Genomic DNA, 16,238 nt, shown 5'->3' on the forward strand with positions numbered 1-16,238 from the left:
AAAGGGAAGTGGGCAGCCGGAGTGGTGGTCAAGCAAGCAGTAGCTATTATTCCATAATAGCTACTAGAGGAAGCGTAAATCTGAGCATTTAGTGATAAGGACTGAGCGAATTTTGCTCAGTTTTTTTAGAAAGATAAGAAAGTATAAAAATTTGGCTATACCATAGTGTTTCTTATGTATAGCAAAATTTGTCGAACGATTACCTCTTTTTATTTGTTGAAAATGTGTTAATATAGTGATTAATAAAATATTATGTTGAAGCTTGACGAAAGTTGTTTACAGTCAAGTGATAATAAGCCTTGTTTTTCTTTGTTGGAAAGGAGTTTAAAATTAATGTCCTTACCTACTATGTTTATTTCGGGTAAAGATGAGCTATCATTGGAGCAGTTAAAGGAATTTCTATCACGGGATCATAATGATGAAACAGTGATACAATTAATCCGAAAATACTGCTTACAATCATCATCGCGAGATATTCAGAAAAAAGGCATGGAATTTTTATATATGAATGGCTTCTTTGGAGAATTGCAACAATTGATTGAGAAGAATCTGAAATCCACCTATACTTCCAACAGACAATGGGCATCTATTTATCAGTTAATGATAGATAGAAGAATAAAGAGAACTCCTCCACATGAATTGCTACAGAGAATTAAACGAATGCCAACAATAAACGACCCCGAAACAGAATGCCTAATAGAATTTGTTAAGGTAACTTTATATTATGATCTAAATCAACTGGGAAAATTGGGTAATTTTTTAGAAATCCAACAACAATTATTTGCTAGAATCGATGACAGACTTCTTGTTTCCTTTTTCAATATAAGACTCAATCATATTTTAATGATTTATTATATGTCGAGAAATGAACTTATTATGGCGAGGAAATGTGCCTATAGAGTACTTAATCTTTCACAAAACCCTTCAACAAAAGCAGGCGTTCATATAAAACTTGGGTTCTCCTATACATTTGATACGTACTTTCAAGCAATGCATCATTTAGAAGAGGCTACTGCTTTAGCTGAAAAATATGAGCTAAAAGATGTCTTGCATCTAATTCGAAATAACAATATTCCTTTTATAGCTGCACATTTTAAAAAGGTGGAAGGTATAACCACCGTAGATAAAAGTGAACAGGCACATATTGAAATTGCAAAAGGGAATAAAGACAAAGCGATTGAGATATTAAGTAATATCCCATTAAATAGCCCTTTTAGACTATATTACATGGGAAAAGCAAAACATGATAAACGACTGTTGTTGCAATCTCATAAGGATTTTATTGAGAAGCGCAGTGATTATTTCTTTAGTAGGTTACCTCTCAATATATTGAAGACAATGTGAAAAAATATTCCGAGAGTGGTGAAGAAGAATTAATTAAATGAAAACTAAATAGGTGATTAACGATTCAACTTTTTCTAACCTTATATTCCTTAGGAGGTAATAAAATGAAAAAGGTAAAATCTTTTCTTTGTATGGCTGTATTGGTGATGATGATTTCTTTAGTTCCTGGTAATATTTCTGCTGATTCCGGTGTGTCTATACAAGCCGACCCTGATCTTGGACCGTTAGACTAAAAGTAAAGAGAATTTACGTAGTCTATTAGGAAAAGAATCAAGACCAAGAAAAAAATACAGTATTACTGGTAGGAAGCGTGACAAGGAGCACTAATGCAAGATGAAAAGGTTGAATCGTTTTTTATATATTTTTACTACTTATTACTTCGCAAGAAATTGATATGTTCATATTCAGGGAACGTTCTGCTACTTTCCTCATTAAAAAATGCATGTCCTTCTTTCCTTAAAGATGGTTTTTTAATCATAAACACACCTACTCGATAATAAACTTATACAAACCAATCATTCCGAAATGTCTGAGGTGAGAGCATGTGTGGCTTTATTTCTGGTTACACACATAAATCAGCTAATTTGTATATATAAATAACAGAATATTAAGTAAAATACAATAATGGATGTAGACATGTAAAAACAAGTATACATAGCGACTTATTTTATGATTTCAACATATATGCAGGCCACTAATGGAACACCTTGTCTCAATACCACCTCGGAAATATACAACTCAGGGAGGCGAACGGTGTGCACGATTACATCAAAGAAAGGACTATCAGGATAGGAAATTACGTCGTGGAGACAAAGAAAACTGTCCGAGTGATAGCGAAAGAATTTGGTGTTTCTAAAAGCACAGTCCATAAAGACTTAACAGAACGATTACCAGAGATTAATCCAGAATTGGCAAACAGGGTAAAGAAGGTTCTTGAGCATCATAAGGCTATCCGTCATTTGCGTGGAGGAGAAGCAACGAGAAAAAAATATAAAATCGAGCCTAAACATACAGAGGAGGCAAAGCCAGTAGGATAAGTGGTTATAACAAAATTAGTGAAAATTAAAGAGGCTGAGACAAAAGAATGAATAAACAGTGAAAAACGAACGATTATTAGTTTGGGTTTAATTATCGTTCGTTTTTTGATTAGGATCATTCATTTAGCATCTGAAATATGCAAGACTCCCGCGGGAACAGCACGAGTCCGAAGATCCACTTGGTAACGTATTTTTCTTTACTAAGTTAGCTGATGCTGTGCCCGCGGAAAGAGCGTATATTTTAATGGTGCGGCGATGATACTCCTATTGATAACATGGTTATTCGTATTTTGAGTAAAGAAGTTGTTAGTTACCCCCGGGCCTCTTTAGGATGTGATTAGACCGTATTCGTTAATGATATTATTTAAACATTTATCCCTGTCGAATTTCCTAGACAAAATTTAAATAAAATGCAGTTAATTGTAGAGTTTTGTGGTAAAATATTATATTAGTAGCAGTATGGATAAAAAAGAGATAGTAATCTAAGTAGGAGGATCTGAACCCATGTTTTCTAGGGATATTGGAATTGATCTTGGTACAGCCAATGTATTAATTCATGTTAAAGGAAAAGGAATAGTTTTGAATGAGCCATCCGTTGTGGCGATGGACCGACACACAGGAAAAGTGCTAGAGGTTGGTGAGGCTGCAAGAAAAATGGTTGGACGTACACCAGGGAACATAGAAGCAATTCGTCCATTAAAGGATGGAGTAATTGCTGATTTTGATGTTACAGAAGCTATGCTGAAGCATTTTATCAATAAAATAAACGTAAAAGGAGTTTTGTCTAAGCCGCGTATACTTATCTGTTGTCCAACCAACATCACGAAGGTTGAGCAAAAGGCTATTAAAGAAGCAGCGGAAAAATCAGGTGGTAAAAAAGTTTACCTAGAAGAAGAGCCAAAGGTAGCAGCAATTGGTGCTGGTATGGAAATCTTCCAGCCGAGTGGAAATATGGTTGTTGATATAGGTGGAGGTACGACAGATGTAGCCGTTTTATCAATGGGCGATATTGTGACATCTGAGTCCATTAAAATGGCCGGTGATAAATTTGATATCGAAATTTTACAATACATAAAGAAAAAGTACAAACTATTAATTGGTGAAAGAACTGCAGAAGAGATAAAAATAAATGTGGCAACGGTATTCAAGGGTGGAAGAAATGAAGAAATGGAAATCCGAGGTCGTGATATGGTATCAGGATTACCACGTACTATTTCCGTTAATTCTACTGAAATTGAAGCAGCATTACGTGAATCCGTATTCCTAATCGTACAGGCTGCAAAATCTGTACTAGAACGTACGCCACCAGAATTATCTGCTGATATTATTGACCGAGGGGTCATTCTAACAGGTGGCGGAGCATTAATTCACGGTATTGATGAGTTACTTGCAGAAGAGCTTAAGGTGCCTGTTTTCATTGCAGAGGAGCCAATGAGCTGTGTAGCAAAAGGTACAGGAATGATGCTGGAAAATATTGATAAGATTGAACGCAAAAAAGTTATCTAACGGAATGAAGACCTGTTAAAAATCAGATCGAGGAGGGGACGTCTTGTTAAGAGGCTTTTATACGGCTGCAAGCGGGATGATTGCTCAGCAACGTCAACAGGAAGCTTTTTCTAACAATATTTCCAATGCTAATACTCCAGGATATAAAGCCGATCAGACAAGCTTGCGAGCATTTCCGGAAATGTTATTGAATCAAATGGGTGGAAAAGAAGTTCCCACAAGTACATCGATGCATGTACCTATACAACAGCCAATTGGCTCATTAAATACAGGGGTGTATGTTCAGGAAACCATTCCAAACTTTACCCAGGGTGATATGAGAGAAACTGGTATTGCCACGGACCTTGCAATCGTTAATGGTGAATTACCCGATGAGGCCGGAAGTTTATTTTTTACTGTTCAAGACACTGATGGAGAAATTCGTTACACTAGAAATGGAAATTTTACGGTTGATGGACAAGGGTATTTAGTAACAAATCAAGGCTTCTACGTGCTTGATCAGTCAGGAGAGCCGATTTATACAAATGGAATGGAGTTTAGCGTAACACCAGACGGCTTGCTGCAAACTCCCGAGCAGTCTGTTAATTTGGGAGTAGCGTATGCAACAGATGCTAATGGGTTAACGAAAGAAGGAAATGGGTTATATGCAGGAGACGCTGCAGATTTACCCCCAGGCGTAACATTTTCAATCAAACAAGGATTTCTTGAAAGGTCAAATGTAGATTCACTTCAATCTATGACGCAAATGATGGAGTCTTATCGATTGTTTGAGACGAATCAACGAGTATTGAAAGCTTATGATGAGAGTATGGGGAAGGCAGTAAGCGAAATTGCGCGTCTAGTCTAGGGGGAATAAGGTATGTCCAGAACGATGATACAAGCAGCAGTCACAATGAATCAACTGCAAAATAAATTGGATCTAATCGGAAATAATATGGCGAATAGTCAAACAACTGGCTTTAAAAGCAGACAAGCCGATTTTTCTTCTTTATTATTTCAGCAAATGAATAACATGACAGACCCTGCAAATGCAGAAGGTAGACTAACACCGGATGGACTACGTATTGGAGCAGGTGCAAAACTCGGTTCAACAAATATAAATCTCTCACAAGGTACGCTCACTGAAACAGAACGAGCATTAGATACGGCGCTTTTGGGTGAAAATCATTTTTACCAAGTACAAGTAGTCGAAAATGGTGTAACAGAAACGCGTTATACCCGTGATGGAGCGTTTTACTTAAGTCCTATGAACAATGATCAAGAAGTTATGTTAACCAACAGTGATGGCAGCCCAATACTTGGAGTAAATGGACCTATTCTAATAGAAGAAGGCTTTGATGATATTGCTATTCAGCCAAATGGTCAGATTGAGGTAAGAAGAGGAAACCAAACGGAGGTTGTTGGTCGACTTGCAATTGTTGAAGCCGTTCGACCTCGATTATTAGAGGCTACGGGGAATAATGAGTTTAAATTACCAAACTTAAATGAGCTTGGTTTTAATTTCGGTGAAATTATCCAAAATGTAGGCGACAATGAGTCTTTATTAAAAAGCGGAGCATTAGAAATGTCTAATGTAGATATATCAAAAGAAATGTCAGATTTAATCATGACACAACGTTCATATCAATTTAATGCAAGAACCATATCTATGAGTGATCAAATGTCAGGCTTAGTAAATCAATTACGCTAATGTATTAACTTGCTCATAAGAATTAAAATGTTATGCCTATGTATTTTTAAAGGAATAAGGAGAAACAAATCATGTCTATAAATCAAGAGGATCGAGCAATGTCGGAAAAAAAACCTAAGAGGCCTTCTAAATTTCAGCGATTTTTAAATCGGATGAAAGAGAAAAAGGATCGTCCTGTTGAAGCGGAAAGAAAAACGAGAAAATCTCAAAAACAGAAGCAAAAGCAGGAGAGAAAAATGGGAAAAAGACCAAGGTTGCGGATTTTCCCCATTTGGTTACGGATCATTGTCGTTCTTCTTTTTTGTGCTATTGCATTAGTGGCAGGATTAATGATTGGATACGGTGTAATAGGCGATGGCACTCCGGTAGATGTATTAAAGAAAGAGACTTGGCAGCATATTATTGATATAGTAACTAAAACAGAATAAAATGAAAGCATCTAGTCGAATATCAAAGAAGATTAGATGCTCTTTTTTATCCCGCATATAATCGGCAGTAAGCCCCTCATTTCAAGTAATGAAGAAAAACCAATATGGGGAAGTGATGGATCAACTGCCGGTAAATGTCCGATTGGTTCACCTAACCATCCGTGGGGATAAACCAACCTCCCACGGATAGAAGTTTCACTTTATCCCACATACAATTTGCAATAAGATTCCCCACTTCAAGTAATAAAGAGAAACCAAAATTGGTAAGAGGGGGAACGATTGCCAGTAAATGTCCGATTGGTGCAAAGGCCTTTAGGTCATACCCTTGTGGTACGAACAATCCGTGGGGAGGAAACAAAACCCTGGTTGAGTTTTCCTTAGTAGAGGTCTACCTCTCTTCATTCGATTAGTTTTATTGAAATTTTATATGGGAACACAGTTGATTTCCAAAAACAGACGGTTGTTTTCACCGTAAATGTTTTTCTCCGGCAAATAAAATGGCAGCATTGCAATGGACAGAAAATTTTTAACAATAAAATTAAAAAAGGAGAGATCTTATGAATATTGAACAAATTAAAGAAACGATCCCACACCGTTATCCTTTCCTATTAGTAGATCGGGTTACGGAAATAGAAGAGGGAAAAAGGGTATCTGGGATAAAAAATGTATCTGCTAATGAACCGTTTTTTCAAGGGCATTTTCCGGATTACGCAGTAATGCCAGGCGTTTTAATACTTGAAGCACTTGCTCAAGTTGGAGCAATTGCAATGCTCGGTTTAGAAGAAAATAAAGGGAAGATAGGATTTTTAGCTGGCGTTGACAAGTGTCGATTTAAAAGACAAGTGAAACCAGGTGATCAATTGCATATGGATGTAGAGATAGTGCGATTAAAAGGTCCAGTTGGTAAAGGAAAAGCTATTGCTAAAGTGGATGGAGAAGTTGCCTGTGAAGCTGAGATTATGTTCGCTATAAAATAGTCTTCTTTTTTAAAAGTTAAGAAAGTATAAAATCAGTGCAATGACTGCGTTAAGCCAAGTAGTTATTTTGAAATGTTTGATGTATATTGGCAATGCTCCGACTAATTACTTCGCTTTCCGCGGGCACGGCTTCAACTAACTTTGCAAAGAAGAACACGTTGCAAAGTGGATTTTCGGCTCGCGCAATTCCCGCAGGAGTCTACGTAATTAGTCTCCGCTATGAGAAGGTGCAACAATTCTTGTCATAAGTAATAGGTTGACTTTTTTTACAATGGGTAAAGTAAAAATCGCTATCCGTGAGTATAAAAGCAGTTGTGTTACTTCATGCTAGCGTTGTAGAGCCTGATAATAGCGAAGGCCGGCCACTTCAACTCCTGTGGGAAATGTTTGACCTGAAGATCCACTTTTTTGAGCGGGTTTTGCTAAAAAAGTTAGCTGAAGGACAAACGCCACGGAAAGGGAAGTGGGCAGCCGGAGTGGTGGTCAAGCAGTAGCTATTATTCCATAATAGCTATTAGAGAAAGCGTGAATCTGAGCATTTAGTGATAAGGACTGAGCGAATTTCGCTCAGTTTTTCTTAGACTGTTGGTTAAGGGAAGGCAGTAATCCAGCTGGTTTCTCTGGTTCAAATGTGTATACATGTTAAATTTAAGGTAATTTTTGAAAAAAATTGTATGACTTCTTTTGAAATGGTTATGCTAAGACAGATAACGAACAACAAAAGGAGGTAAAATACATGAAGAAAAAACTTCTAGTGAAGTTTGGTGCACCAGTATTAGCGTTGTCTTTAATCGCAGCATGCGGAATAGATGACGATCAGGATCCAGTAGAGGATGAGGCACCTCTAGATCAACAGGAAGAAGATAATATCGATGACAATCCTGCTGATGATAATGGAGGAATGAATGAAGAAAATCCTGACATGGAGAATGATGGTAACGACACTGACGAAAATAATGATAATAACATGATGGATGATGAAAACAAAGATGAGAATGGAGAAGGAAATCAATAACATTTCATCTCTTCACTCTTAATGTAGGTTTTTATCCCACATTTACTGGCAGTAAGCCCCCCACTTCAAGCAATAAAGTGAAACCACTATTGGTAAGTGAGGATCGCCTGCCAGTAAATGTCCGATTGATTCAAAGGCCTTTAGGTCCATACCCTTGTGGTACTAACAAGCCGTGGGGGATAAACAAACCCCCGCGGATTGAAGTTTCACATTATCACTAAACAAGCAGAACAAATCCTAAAGTAGGAAAGTTCTGCTTTTGTTATTCTAGGAAATTATAAAATAGCCCATGTGGTGTTGAACCGCGTCCAGCTACAGCGCCCAGAAACGAGGCCGACTTTACAAATCGCCCTAATCTAGGTCATCATCGGCTCGCAAGCTCACTGTGATTCTTTTATCTCCGTTGATTCGCTCCAGTCGCTACGTTTTTAATCGGACGCTTGCGCTTTTGTTCTATTTTACATTATTTCTTATACGTTTAAAACTTGTGATGCGAAACTTCTACAATGAACAAGGGGAACTAAAGCGAGATATCAACTCGATTGCCAAGCGATGGATGCGGTGCTGTAGGTGCAGATTGGTCGAGCATTTCTTGCAATTGTACGCCTTGCGTTTCCATTACTTTCATAGCATTTTTCATCACGGCAATACTTGCATCAGAACGAACTTGTTGATTTGCCATAGTAACAGACAATGCAGCAATATCCATAAAATCAGGCCTTTCTACTTAAAGTTAGTTTGAGCTATATTTAGTATAACATAGGTGGAAAGACCTAGGCATCTAATCTATAAATTATTTCATAATGGTTATCGTAAAATGAGATAATTTGTGTTTATCCCGCATATAACTGGCAGTAAGATCCGCACTTTAAGCAATAAAGTGAACCCAATATGGGTAAGTGTGGAACAACTGCCAGTAAATGTCCGATTGGTTTAACTAACCATCCGTGGGGAAAAACAAAACCCCCACGGATTGAAGTTTCACTTTATCCCGCATATAACTGGCAGTAAGATCCGCACTTTAAGCAATAAAGTGAACCCAATATGGGTAAGTGCGGAACAACTGCCAGTAAATGTCCGATTGGTTTAACTAACCATCCGTGGGGAAAAACAAAACCCCCACGGATGGAAGTTTCACTTTATCCCGCATATAACTGGCAGTAAGATCCGCACTTTAAGCAATAAAGTGAACCCAATATGGGTAAGTGTGGAACAACTGCCAGTAAATGTCCGATTGGTTCACCTAACCATCCGTGGGGATAAACAAAACTCCCCACGGATTGAAGTTTCACTTTATCCCGCATATAACTGGCAGTAAGCCCCCCACTTCAAGCGATAAAGTGAAATGAATATGGATAAGTGTGTGGTCGCCTGCCAGTAAATGTCCGATTGGTTACAGGGCCTTAGGTCATACCCTTGTGGTACTACCAATCCGTGGGAAATATCACCTTCACGGATGGAAGTTTCACTTTATCTTTACATATGAGATGATAAAGTATTCTATTTTTTTGCTTCATTGGCAGCAGCTAATTCTTTTTTTGCGGAATGAATCTCTACATCCGTCTGCTGGTTTTCAAGCTTTTGTTTATTTTGTCTTTGCGCTTTTACTTTGTCCGTTATTTTTTTTGAAGTAGCAGATGCCGTTTGTTTTACATTTGTGAGTTTCCCCTTAGCTGAATTTCCAAATTTCTTGGTTATTACTACCGTATTATCTTTTGTATTTACCATCTGCTTTGAAATATCTTTACGAAGCTCTCTCCCTGTTTTAGGGGCTAATAGTAAGGATGTAATGGCACCAACAGCAGCACCCATTAATGTCCCTGATATAACTTGTTTTACATTGATCGATCTCTTCGTTTCAGTTTTAGCCATTCTTTCTCCTCCTGTTAATATGATGTCACCGCGTAACAAAAGATAGGAGATGTTTTAATCTCACTCATACAAGCATGTGACTTTAGCTAATTATAAGTTCATTACCCCTAATCTATAAGAATAAAACGGTAAAATTAAATATATTTAAATTATACCCAATCATTTTAAATCATCTGAATATATACCAAAACCATTTATATTCATAGTAAAATAGATTTACAACTAATAAAAATAAAATCAGGAGGTAAATAGATGGAACAACGAATTACATCGGTATATATTATTTCTCCACAAACGAAAGCTATCTTATTAAAGGAACGATCCTACTTTCGCTCTATTATTTTGGAAGGAAATATGCAGAGAAGGTCTTTACATAAACCAGAACAGATAATTAACAATAGTTGTTTATTATATGGATCGACGTTAGACGGAAGAAGGAAGGCTGTGAAGCGTATATTAAAATCGTCTAGCAAACTCCCAGTTCCTATAATTCCAGAGAAGGGTGTTTACATGCTACCTACTGCCTCAATAAAAAATAAAAGCTGTGTTTGGTTGGCTTATCATCATATTGATACTTATGAAAAGTACAAAGATCAGACTTATATTAAATTTTTTGATGGCAATGACTTACTAATTAATATCTCGCATAATGCGTTTGATATGCAATATAAGCGAACTAGCCAATTAATCGTACATATGAATAGAGGGTTTTTATTCGACCAACGTAGTTTCCGAAATCGATATTTTAAATTTTAATACAGATAAATAAGAGACGGACGCAAAGAAATTAAGATTTAGTTGGGTGGACAAGCTGGTAGCTCAGAATAGGGAACAATATGTTTCTTTTTTTTTACGTAAATTTACTTGTTTTGAAAACGCTTTTGTTGTTAAACTTATAAAGTGGTATAATGACTGACCGGTAAGTCAGGATTTTATTGAAACTATTCGTATAGTTATTACGTAAAACAGGTGGTGACGAGATTGAATGAGAAAAAGATGAAGTTAATTGAAGCAGGAATGAAATTAATTGCTGAAAAGGGGTACTTTAACACTTCTATTCAAGAAATTGCGAATGAGGCTGGTGTATCAAAAGGTTCTTTTTACATATATTTCCCATCGAAAGAAGATTTCCTTACTACAGCTTTTCTAGATTTCCACCGCCATATTACTTTGGAAATGAAGCAAGCAAAGAGTAATGGAAAAACACCTAAAGAGAGTTTTGCAAATCAAATCACTGTTCTAATTGATTATATCTATAAGCATAAGGCTTATATTATGATGTATTTTCGTGAAAATATATCAATTGGGCAAGATATGGATAACCAAATATGCAACTTAAAGATAGAGAATTTTAATTGGATGAAGGAAAATCTACGAGATATCTATGGTAATCAAATAGATGTAATGATTATTGATGCTGTTATACAAGTAGAAGGTCTCATTCATGGTTATTTAAAGTGGTTGGTAATAGATGATATTACAATTGATAAATATCGAGCAGGTATGTTTATCGTTAGACGGTTAGATGATTTAATTAAAGGAATGCTAGAAAATCAGGAAGAGCCGCTAGTCAAAGCCTCAGAAATACCTTCTGATTATCATAATGCAACGGAGCATGAGCGTTTTAAGCAACCTTTTCTAGCAGCATTAAGAAAGTTAGAGTCGAAAGTAGCTGAATTACCATTGAGTAGAGCTAAAGAGTCTCAACTCTATCAGGTGATACAGGCCATACAAAATGAGGCAGATAGTAATGAGCCACAAACTGTAGTTATTCAAGGGTTGTTAGCTCACTTTACTGGATATCCTGAATTGAATGAAGAAGTTAAACAAATTGCTACAGTGTTCGATGTTGAACTATTATGATGTGTTAAAGATAAGAGAGGAGTCGAATAGATGAAAAGATTAAGTATAGGTCTTGCGGGATTATTATTAATGGTTCTGCTAGCTGCATGTAATCAAGAAGAGGATAAGAAGCAAGGCGAAGAGAGAGTAACCCCAGTTGAGATGGAGGAAGCGACGGAAGGGGATATCGTTATCGATAAGACAGTTTATGGACGAACACAACCATTGACATCAACTCCTATTATGGTTCAAAATCCTGGAGAAGTAGACACGTTGGAGGTTGAGAATGGGGACCAGGTCAATGAGGGCGATCTGATAGCTACTATAAAGACACCGGCAGGTAAACAAAATATTAGAGCTTCTCGAGATGGAGAAATTGCACAATTATCGTTAGGTAAAGGTGAGATTGTTTCAACGGAAAATCCATTAGCATTGATCGTTGATTTAGAAAAGATAAAGCTACAGTTTACGGTAACAAATGATATCCGTTCCTTATTAGATAAAGAAGACAAATTAACTACCATTATTAATGATAAAGAATATAAAGCAAAAGTTACTTCAATAGGAACAATACCTGATGATACAGGTCTATATCCAATTGAAGCAACTATAGAGAATAAGGATAATGATTTATTGCCAGGAATGACTGGAAAATTGCATATTCCAGAAAAACGAATTGATTCCGCCGTTATCGTTCCTACAGAAGCAATTGCAGAGGAAAATGACGAGTCATTTGTTTATGTGATAAGAGATAATAAGGCTGTTCGTACTATAGTTTCGATTAAAGAATCACAGTCAAATCAAACTGCTATTGAGGGTGACGTTAAAGCTGGGGATCAGATTGTTGTAAATGGTCAGCTGACATTAACTGATGGTAGTAAGGTCAATGTCGTGAAAGGGGAATAAATTTTGAAGCTTGTAAAAACATCAGTAAAACGTCCTGTCGGCGTTATCATGATTGTTCTGGCCATTCTTGCATTGGGAGCCGTTTCACTCCGTAGCTTAACGGTTGATTTATTTCCAAAAATAGATCTCCCAGTTGCAGTGGTCGCAACCACTTATGATGATGCTGCACCACAGGAGGTAGAGAATTTAATAAGTAGACCAATCGAATCTGCAGTAAGTACTGTAGAAGGTATTGAAACAGTTCAATCGCAATCGCAGTCTGGCTCCTCACTTGTAATGCTAATGTTTAGCAATGGAACAGATTTAGATCAGGCATTGTTAGATGTGCGTGAAAGTGTGGATCAGGTTAAAGGGATGCTGCCAGATAGTGCAGGCGAACCAAATATTATGCGATTTAATCCAGATCAGATGCCTGTAATGTGGGTAGGACTGACTGGTCAGGATGCAGCAGCGTTAACAGAGGTTGCCGATGATCAAGTTGTGCCATTCTTTGAAAGACAAGGTGGAGTGGGCTCTGTTTCTGTTGAAGGTGGAAAGGAAAGAGAAATTCAATTAATCTTGGATGAATCCAAACTTCAACAGTATGGGGTAACGACACAATCTATTGTTCAATCATTAAATAGTACGAATCAATCAGCCTCAGTTGGAACCGTTGAAAAAGGAAATAAGGATCTTCAACTCCGTATTACTGGCGAATTTTCATCAGTGGAAGATATTAAACAAACGATTGTTCAAACTGAAGCAGGTGCTACGATACACGTAGAAGACGTGGCTAAGGTTAAGGATGGTTTTAAAGAACAATCCAGCCTAACACTTGTAAATGGTAAACCATCAGTCGTTTTATCTGTTTTGAAAAAAACAGATAGCAATACGGTTGAAGTGGCTACAAATATCGAAGACAGTATCAAAGAAATAAAACAAGAATTACCATCTGATGTCAATTTAGATGTGATTATTGATACATCTGACTTTATTCAAATGTCTATTGATTCGGTAGTTCAAAACATATTAATCGGTGGGATTATCTCCATCTTTATCTTGTTGTTATTTTTAAAGAGTATTCGCGCTACGATTGTAATTGGTTTATCAATTCCAATTGCAATTATTACAACCTTTACGTTAATGTATTTCACTGGCGAGACGTTAAATATCTTAACACTAGGAGGGCTAGCATTAGGTTTAGGAATGATGGTGGATAGCTCCATCGTTATACTGGAGCATATTTACTCCTTCAGACAAAAAGGTTATAGTTTGAAGGATTCAGCAATAAAAGGTGCATCTGAACTGGCTCCTGCCGTTATTGCTTCTACAACAACTACCCTAGTAGTATTTCTACCTATTATTTATGTAGAAGGAATAGCATCAGATTTATTTACACCGCTTGCTTTAGCCGTCTCATTTTCGTTAATTACTTCGTTGGTTGTTGCGGTTACACTTGTTCCGATGCTTTCTTCAAAATTACTGAAAAAAGCAATCAAGGATGGAGGAAGACGATATTGGTTTGATCGTTTCTTAGATTGGATCAATGATCGTTATCGCAGTATCTTAAAATGGGTATTGGGTCATCGAAAAACGTCAGTATTTGTTACCATCCTAGCCATTGTTGGTAGCTTGGCGTTGACACCATTTATTGGAGCTGAATTTATTCCTTCTGCTGATCAAGGTCAGATGGAGGTTCGTATTGAAACAGCCTCTGGAAGCTCTTTGAAGCATACCGAAGAGGTTGTTGAAAAGGTGAATAAGGAATTAAAGGCATTTGATTCCGTCATTGAAACAAATTATGTAAGTGTCGGCGGAGGAGGCTTTGCCGGAGCTGGTGGCGGTGGTGCGAACCAGGCAATTTACACCATGCAGTTAATCCCTTCATCAGAGAGAGAGAAGACAACAAATGCTGTTGTCCAGGAAATGGACGAAGCACTTCAGGATATTCCTGGAGCTGAGATCACAGTAAGCTCAATGGATTCGGGCATGAGTATGGGAGAACCTATTCAAATAAAATTAAACGGTCCAGAGCATGAAGTGTTAACAGAACTTGCGGATCAAGTTGTCGATGAAATATCCACAGTAGATGGAATTTATAATCCAGAATCAGCTGCATCTGATGGTGTACCGCAGATGAATATTACCGTTGACAAAGATAAAGCAGCAATGTACGGTTTGACTCAGGAACAGGTTCTTGGCCAAGTGCAGCTACAATTTACGGGCCAAGTAGCTACAAAGTATCGGGAAGATGGTCAGGAAATGGATGTTAGCCTTATGTATCCAAAGGATCAGCGTAGTTCAATAGAAGATTTACATGATATGAAGATTCAAACAATGCAGGGATCAACCATTTCACTTGATGAAGTAGCTGAATTTAAGCAAATGAGCGGACCTGTTAGCTTACTAAGAGAGAACCAGCAACCACAGATGAATGTTACGAGCCAGATAGTTGATAGAGACTTAGGAAGTATATCATCAGACGTAGAATCAGTACTTGCGAGCATGAATTTACCAGAAGGCTATAGCTATGAAATTGGTGGTCAGTCCCAAGACATGACAGATTCATTTACTGATTTAGCAATTGCGTTGGTCTTCTCGATTTTCCTTGTTTATGCAGTGATGGCTATACAATTTGAGAATTTCTTATTCCCATTAATTATTATGTTTGCAATGCCTGCAACTGTAATTGGGGTTATGCTCGGACTGTTTATCGCGGATATTCCTCTTAGTATTCCTGCTTTTATTGGAATAATCATGCTTGCCGGTATTGTTGTGAATAACTCGATTGTATTAGTTGATTATATAAATCTTTTACGCAAAAAAGGGAAAGATCGTTATGAAGCAATTTTAGAAGCAGGACCAAGCAGGCTACGTCCTATTGCTATGACAACATTAACAACGATTTTAGCAATGGTACCATTAGCGCTTGCTCTTGGTGAAGGTGCTGAAACACAGCAACCATTAGCGGTCACAATAATATTTGGGTTAGGCGTTTCAAGTATCTTTACACTACTATTAATTCCTGTAATCTACACACTGTTTGATGATTTAACAGCAAAAATTACAAGAAGAAATAAAAATAAAGAAGAAGCTTAGGTGATAAGAAGCTGCTGAGATAAAGCGATAAAGCCCATTCTAAAGGTGAACAATACACTATCTTGGGAAAGATACGTAGACTCCTTGGCAAGCGAAGTATATTTCCCAGCAGCTTCGTTAGGGACAAAAGAATTTTTAGCGATGTAAAACCGAAACTTTATCTGAAATATTTAGATAAAGTTTCGGTTTTGGAAATAGATCATTCATTCATCGCTTAGTCAAATGCTTGCTTTCTGTGGGCACGTCTTCAACTATTTTACTTTTGTCCCAGCCACTTTCCTGATCAGTCAAGTATTAATATTTGTTAGTTAATTATTTCCGGATTCAAAAACCTTGTGAATTTGGGCGTGCTTTTTTTCACTTCTCACTAATTTTAACCTGAGTACATCCGCAAAAAATGTATTTGATTAACTTTATTGAGTTAATTTCATAATATAGAGCCCTTGGGGCTCAAGACTTTAAAGACATAAAAATTAGAGCACCTCCCCAAATCCTGTATAATGTTAGTTACCACACAAACATAAACAGAGAGGTGAGATGCCC

16 protein-coding genes are annotated in these 16,238 nt (G+C 37.2%); 14 read left to right on the forward strand and 2 right to left on the reverse strand.

Translation table 11 applies throughout. The annotated features are described in order from the left end of the window. The first annotated feature begins 333 nt into the window (after positions 1-333). The 10 genes from RVS70_RS19900 to RVS70_RS19945 all read left to right on the forward strand — a co-directional run bounded on the left by RVS70_RS19900 (position 334) and on the right by RVS70_RS19945 (position 7,997). Positions 334-1,344, forward strand: a complete 1,011-nt coding sequence (locus RVS70_RS19900; protein WP_026681769.1) for an AimR family lysis-lysogeny pheromone receptor — start codon at positions 334-336, stop codon at positions 1,342-1,344. Positions 1,345-1,448: 104 nt separating this feature from the next. Beyond that, on the forward strand, positions 1,449-1,577 hold the full coding sequence (locus RVS70_RS19905; RefSeq protein ID WP_255637807.1) for a hypothetical protein: 129 nt from the start codon (positions 1,449-1,451) through the stop codon (positions 1,575-1,577). A 522-nt stretch (positions 1,578-2,099) separates the two neighbouring features. Further along, positions 2,100-2,381 carry a sporulation transcriptional regulator SpoIIID gene (gene spoIIID / locus RVS70_RS19910; protein ID WP_026681768.1) on the forward strand — a complete coding sequence of 94 codons (282 nt, stop codon included), beginning with the start codon at positions 2,100-2,102 and terminating at the stop codon, positions 2,379-2,381. 504 nt (positions 2,382-2,885) lie between these two features. After that, positions 2,886-3,887 carry a rod shape-determining protein gene (locus RVS70_RS19915; protein ID WP_026681767.1) on the forward strand — a complete coding sequence of 334 codons (1,002 nt, stop codon included), beginning with the start codon at positions 2,886-2,888 and terminating at the stop codon, positions 3,885-3,887. A gap of 43 nt (positions 3,888-3,930) precedes the next feature. Beyond that, the gene (locus tag RVS70_RS19920; RefSeq protein WP_026681766.1) at positions 3,931-4,734 is read left to right on the forward strand and encodes a flagellar hook-basal body protein; all 804 of its coding nucleotides are present in this window, start codon (positions 3,931-3,933) and stop codon (positions 4,732-4,734) included. Positions 4,735-4,746: 12 nt separating this feature from the next. After that, positions 4,747-5,577 carry a flagellar hook-basal body protein gene (locus tag RVS70_RS19925; RefSeq protein ID WP_026681765.1) on the forward strand — a complete coding sequence of 277 codons (831 nt, stop codon included), beginning with the start codon at positions 4,747-4,749 and terminating at the stop codon, positions 5,575-5,577. A 71-nt stretch (positions 5,578-5,648) separates the two neighbouring features. After that, positions 5,649-6,005: a DNA-directed RNA polymerase subunit beta gene (locus RVS70_RS19930; RefSeq protein ID WP_321134579.1), complete on the forward strand. Its 357-nt coding sequence runs from the start codon at positions 5,649-5,651 to the stop codon at positions 6,003-6,005. A gap of 557 nt (positions 6,006-6,562) precedes the next feature. Next, on the forward strand, positions 6,563-6,982 hold the full coding sequence (fabZ, locus tag RVS70_RS19935; RefSeq protein WP_121603948.1) for a 3-hydroxyacyl-ACP dehydratase FabZ: 420 nt from the start codon (positions 6,563-6,565) through the stop codon (positions 6,980-6,982). A 296-nt stretch (positions 6,983-7,278) separates the two neighbouring features. After that, positions 7,279-7,476 (forward strand): hypothetical protein, encoded by a 198-nt coding sequence (locus tag RVS70_RS19940; RefSeq protein WP_121604076.1) that lies wholly within the window; start codon positions 7,279-7,281, stop codon positions 7,474-7,476. A gap of 242 nt (positions 7,477-7,718) precedes the next feature. Next, complete coding sequence (locus RVS70_RS19945) at positions 7,719-7,997, forward strand: hypothetical protein (protein WP_121603946.1); 279 nt, start codon at positions 7,719-7,721, stop codon at positions 7,995-7,997. Between the two features lie 520 nt (positions 7,998-8,517). Here the strand turns inward: RVS70_RS19945 and RVS70_RS19950 are convergent. Beyond that, positions 8,518-8,691 carry a YjfB family protein gene (locus RVS70_RS19950; RefSeq protein WP_240455790.1) on the reverse strand — a complete coding sequence of 58 codons (174 nt, stop codon included), beginning with the start codon at positions 8,689-8,691 and terminating at the stop codon, positions 8,518-8,520. A gap of 806 nt (positions 8,692-9,497) precedes the next feature. Then, positions 9,498-9,869 (reverse strand): YtxH domain-containing protein, encoded by a 372-nt coding sequence (locus tag RVS70_RS19955; protein ID WP_121603944.1) that lies wholly within the window; start codon positions 9,867-9,869, stop codon positions 9,498-9,500. Positions 9,870-10,121: 252 nt separating this feature from the next. On the opposite strand from RVS70_RS19955, the gene RVS70_RS19960 reads away from it, so the two are divergent. The 4 genes from RVS70_RS19960 to RVS70_RS19975 all read left to right on the forward strand — a co-directional run bounded on the left by RVS70_RS19960 (position 10,122) and on the right by RVS70_RS19975 (position 15,695). Continuing rightward, positions 10,122-10,625, forward strand: a complete 504-nt coding sequence (locus RVS70_RS19960; RefSeq protein ID WP_121603943.1) for a competence protein ComK — start codon at positions 10,122-10,124, stop codon at positions 10,623-10,625. Between the two features lie 225 nt (positions 10,626-10,850). Further along, positions 10,851-11,732 (forward strand): TetR/AcrR family transcriptional regulator, encoded by an 882-nt coding sequence (locus RVS70_RS19965; protein WP_321134586.1) that lies wholly within the window; start codon positions 10,851-10,853, stop codon positions 11,730-11,732. Positions 11,733-11,762: 30 nt separating this feature from the next. Next, positions 11,763-12,617 carry an efflux RND transporter periplasmic adaptor subunit gene (locus RVS70_RS19970; RefSeq protein WP_321134588.1) on the forward strand — a complete coding sequence of 285 codons (855 nt, stop codon included), beginning with the start codon at positions 11,763-11,765 and terminating at the stop codon, positions 12,615-12,617. Positions 12,618-12,620: 3 nt separating this feature from the next. Next, complete coding sequence (locus tag RVS70_RS19975; RefSeq protein ID WP_121603940.1) at positions 12,621-15,695, forward strand: efflux RND transporter permease subunit; 3,075 nt, start codon at positions 12,621-12,623, stop codon at positions 15,693-15,695. The last annotated feature ends 543 nt before the right edge of the window (positions 15,696-16,238 follow it).

Origin of the sequence: Virgibacillus sp. M23 (assembly GCF_034190895.1) — a bacterium.
In the GTDB taxonomy this organism is placed as follows: domain Bacteria; phylum Bacillota; class Bacilli; order Bacillales; family Amphibacillaceae; genus Virgibacillus; species Virgibacillus salarius.

Excerpts from the sequence above, each read along its gene's own strand:
- RVS70_RS19955 (WP_121603944.1), bottom strand. The coding sequence starts at position 9,869 with ATGGCTAAAACTGAAACGAAGAGATCGATCAATGTAAAACAAGTTATA.
- RVS70_RS19945 (WP_121603946.1), top strand. The coding sequence starts at position 7,719 with ATGAAGAAAAAACTTCTAGTGAAGTTTGGTGCACCAGTATTAGCGTTG.
- RVS70_RS19970 (WP_321134588.1), top strand. The coding sequence starts at position 11,763 with ATGAAAAGATTAAGTATAGGTCTTGCGGGATTATTATTAATGGTTCTG.
- fabZ (WP_121603948.1), top strand. The coding sequence starts at position 6,563 with ATGAATATTGAACAAATTAAAGAAACGATCCCACACCGTTATCCTTTC.
- RVS70_RS19915 (WP_026681767.1), top strand. The coding sequence starts at position 2,886 with ATGTTTTCTAGGGATATTGGAATTGATCTTGGTACAGCCAATGTATTA.
- RVS70_RS19930 (WP_321134579.1), top strand. The coding sequence starts at position 5,649 with ATGTCTATAAATCAAGAGGATCGAGCAATGTCGGAAAAAAAACCTAAG.
- RVS70_RS19960 (WP_121603943.1), top strand. The coding sequence starts at position 10,122 with ATGGAACAACGAATTACATCGGTATATATTATTTCTCCACAAACGAAA.
- RVS70_RS19925 (WP_026681765.1), top strand. The coding sequence starts at position 4,747 with ATGTCCAGAACGATGATACAAGCAGCAGTCACAATGAATCAACTGCAA.
- RVS70_RS19905 (WP_255637807.1), top strand. The coding sequence starts at position 1,449 with ATGAAAAAGGTAAAATCTTTTCTTTGTATGGCTGTATTGGTGATGATG.
- RVS70_RS19900 (WP_026681769.1), top strand. The coding sequence starts at position 334 with ATGTCCTTACCTACTATGTTTATTTCGGGTAAAGATGAGCTATCATTG.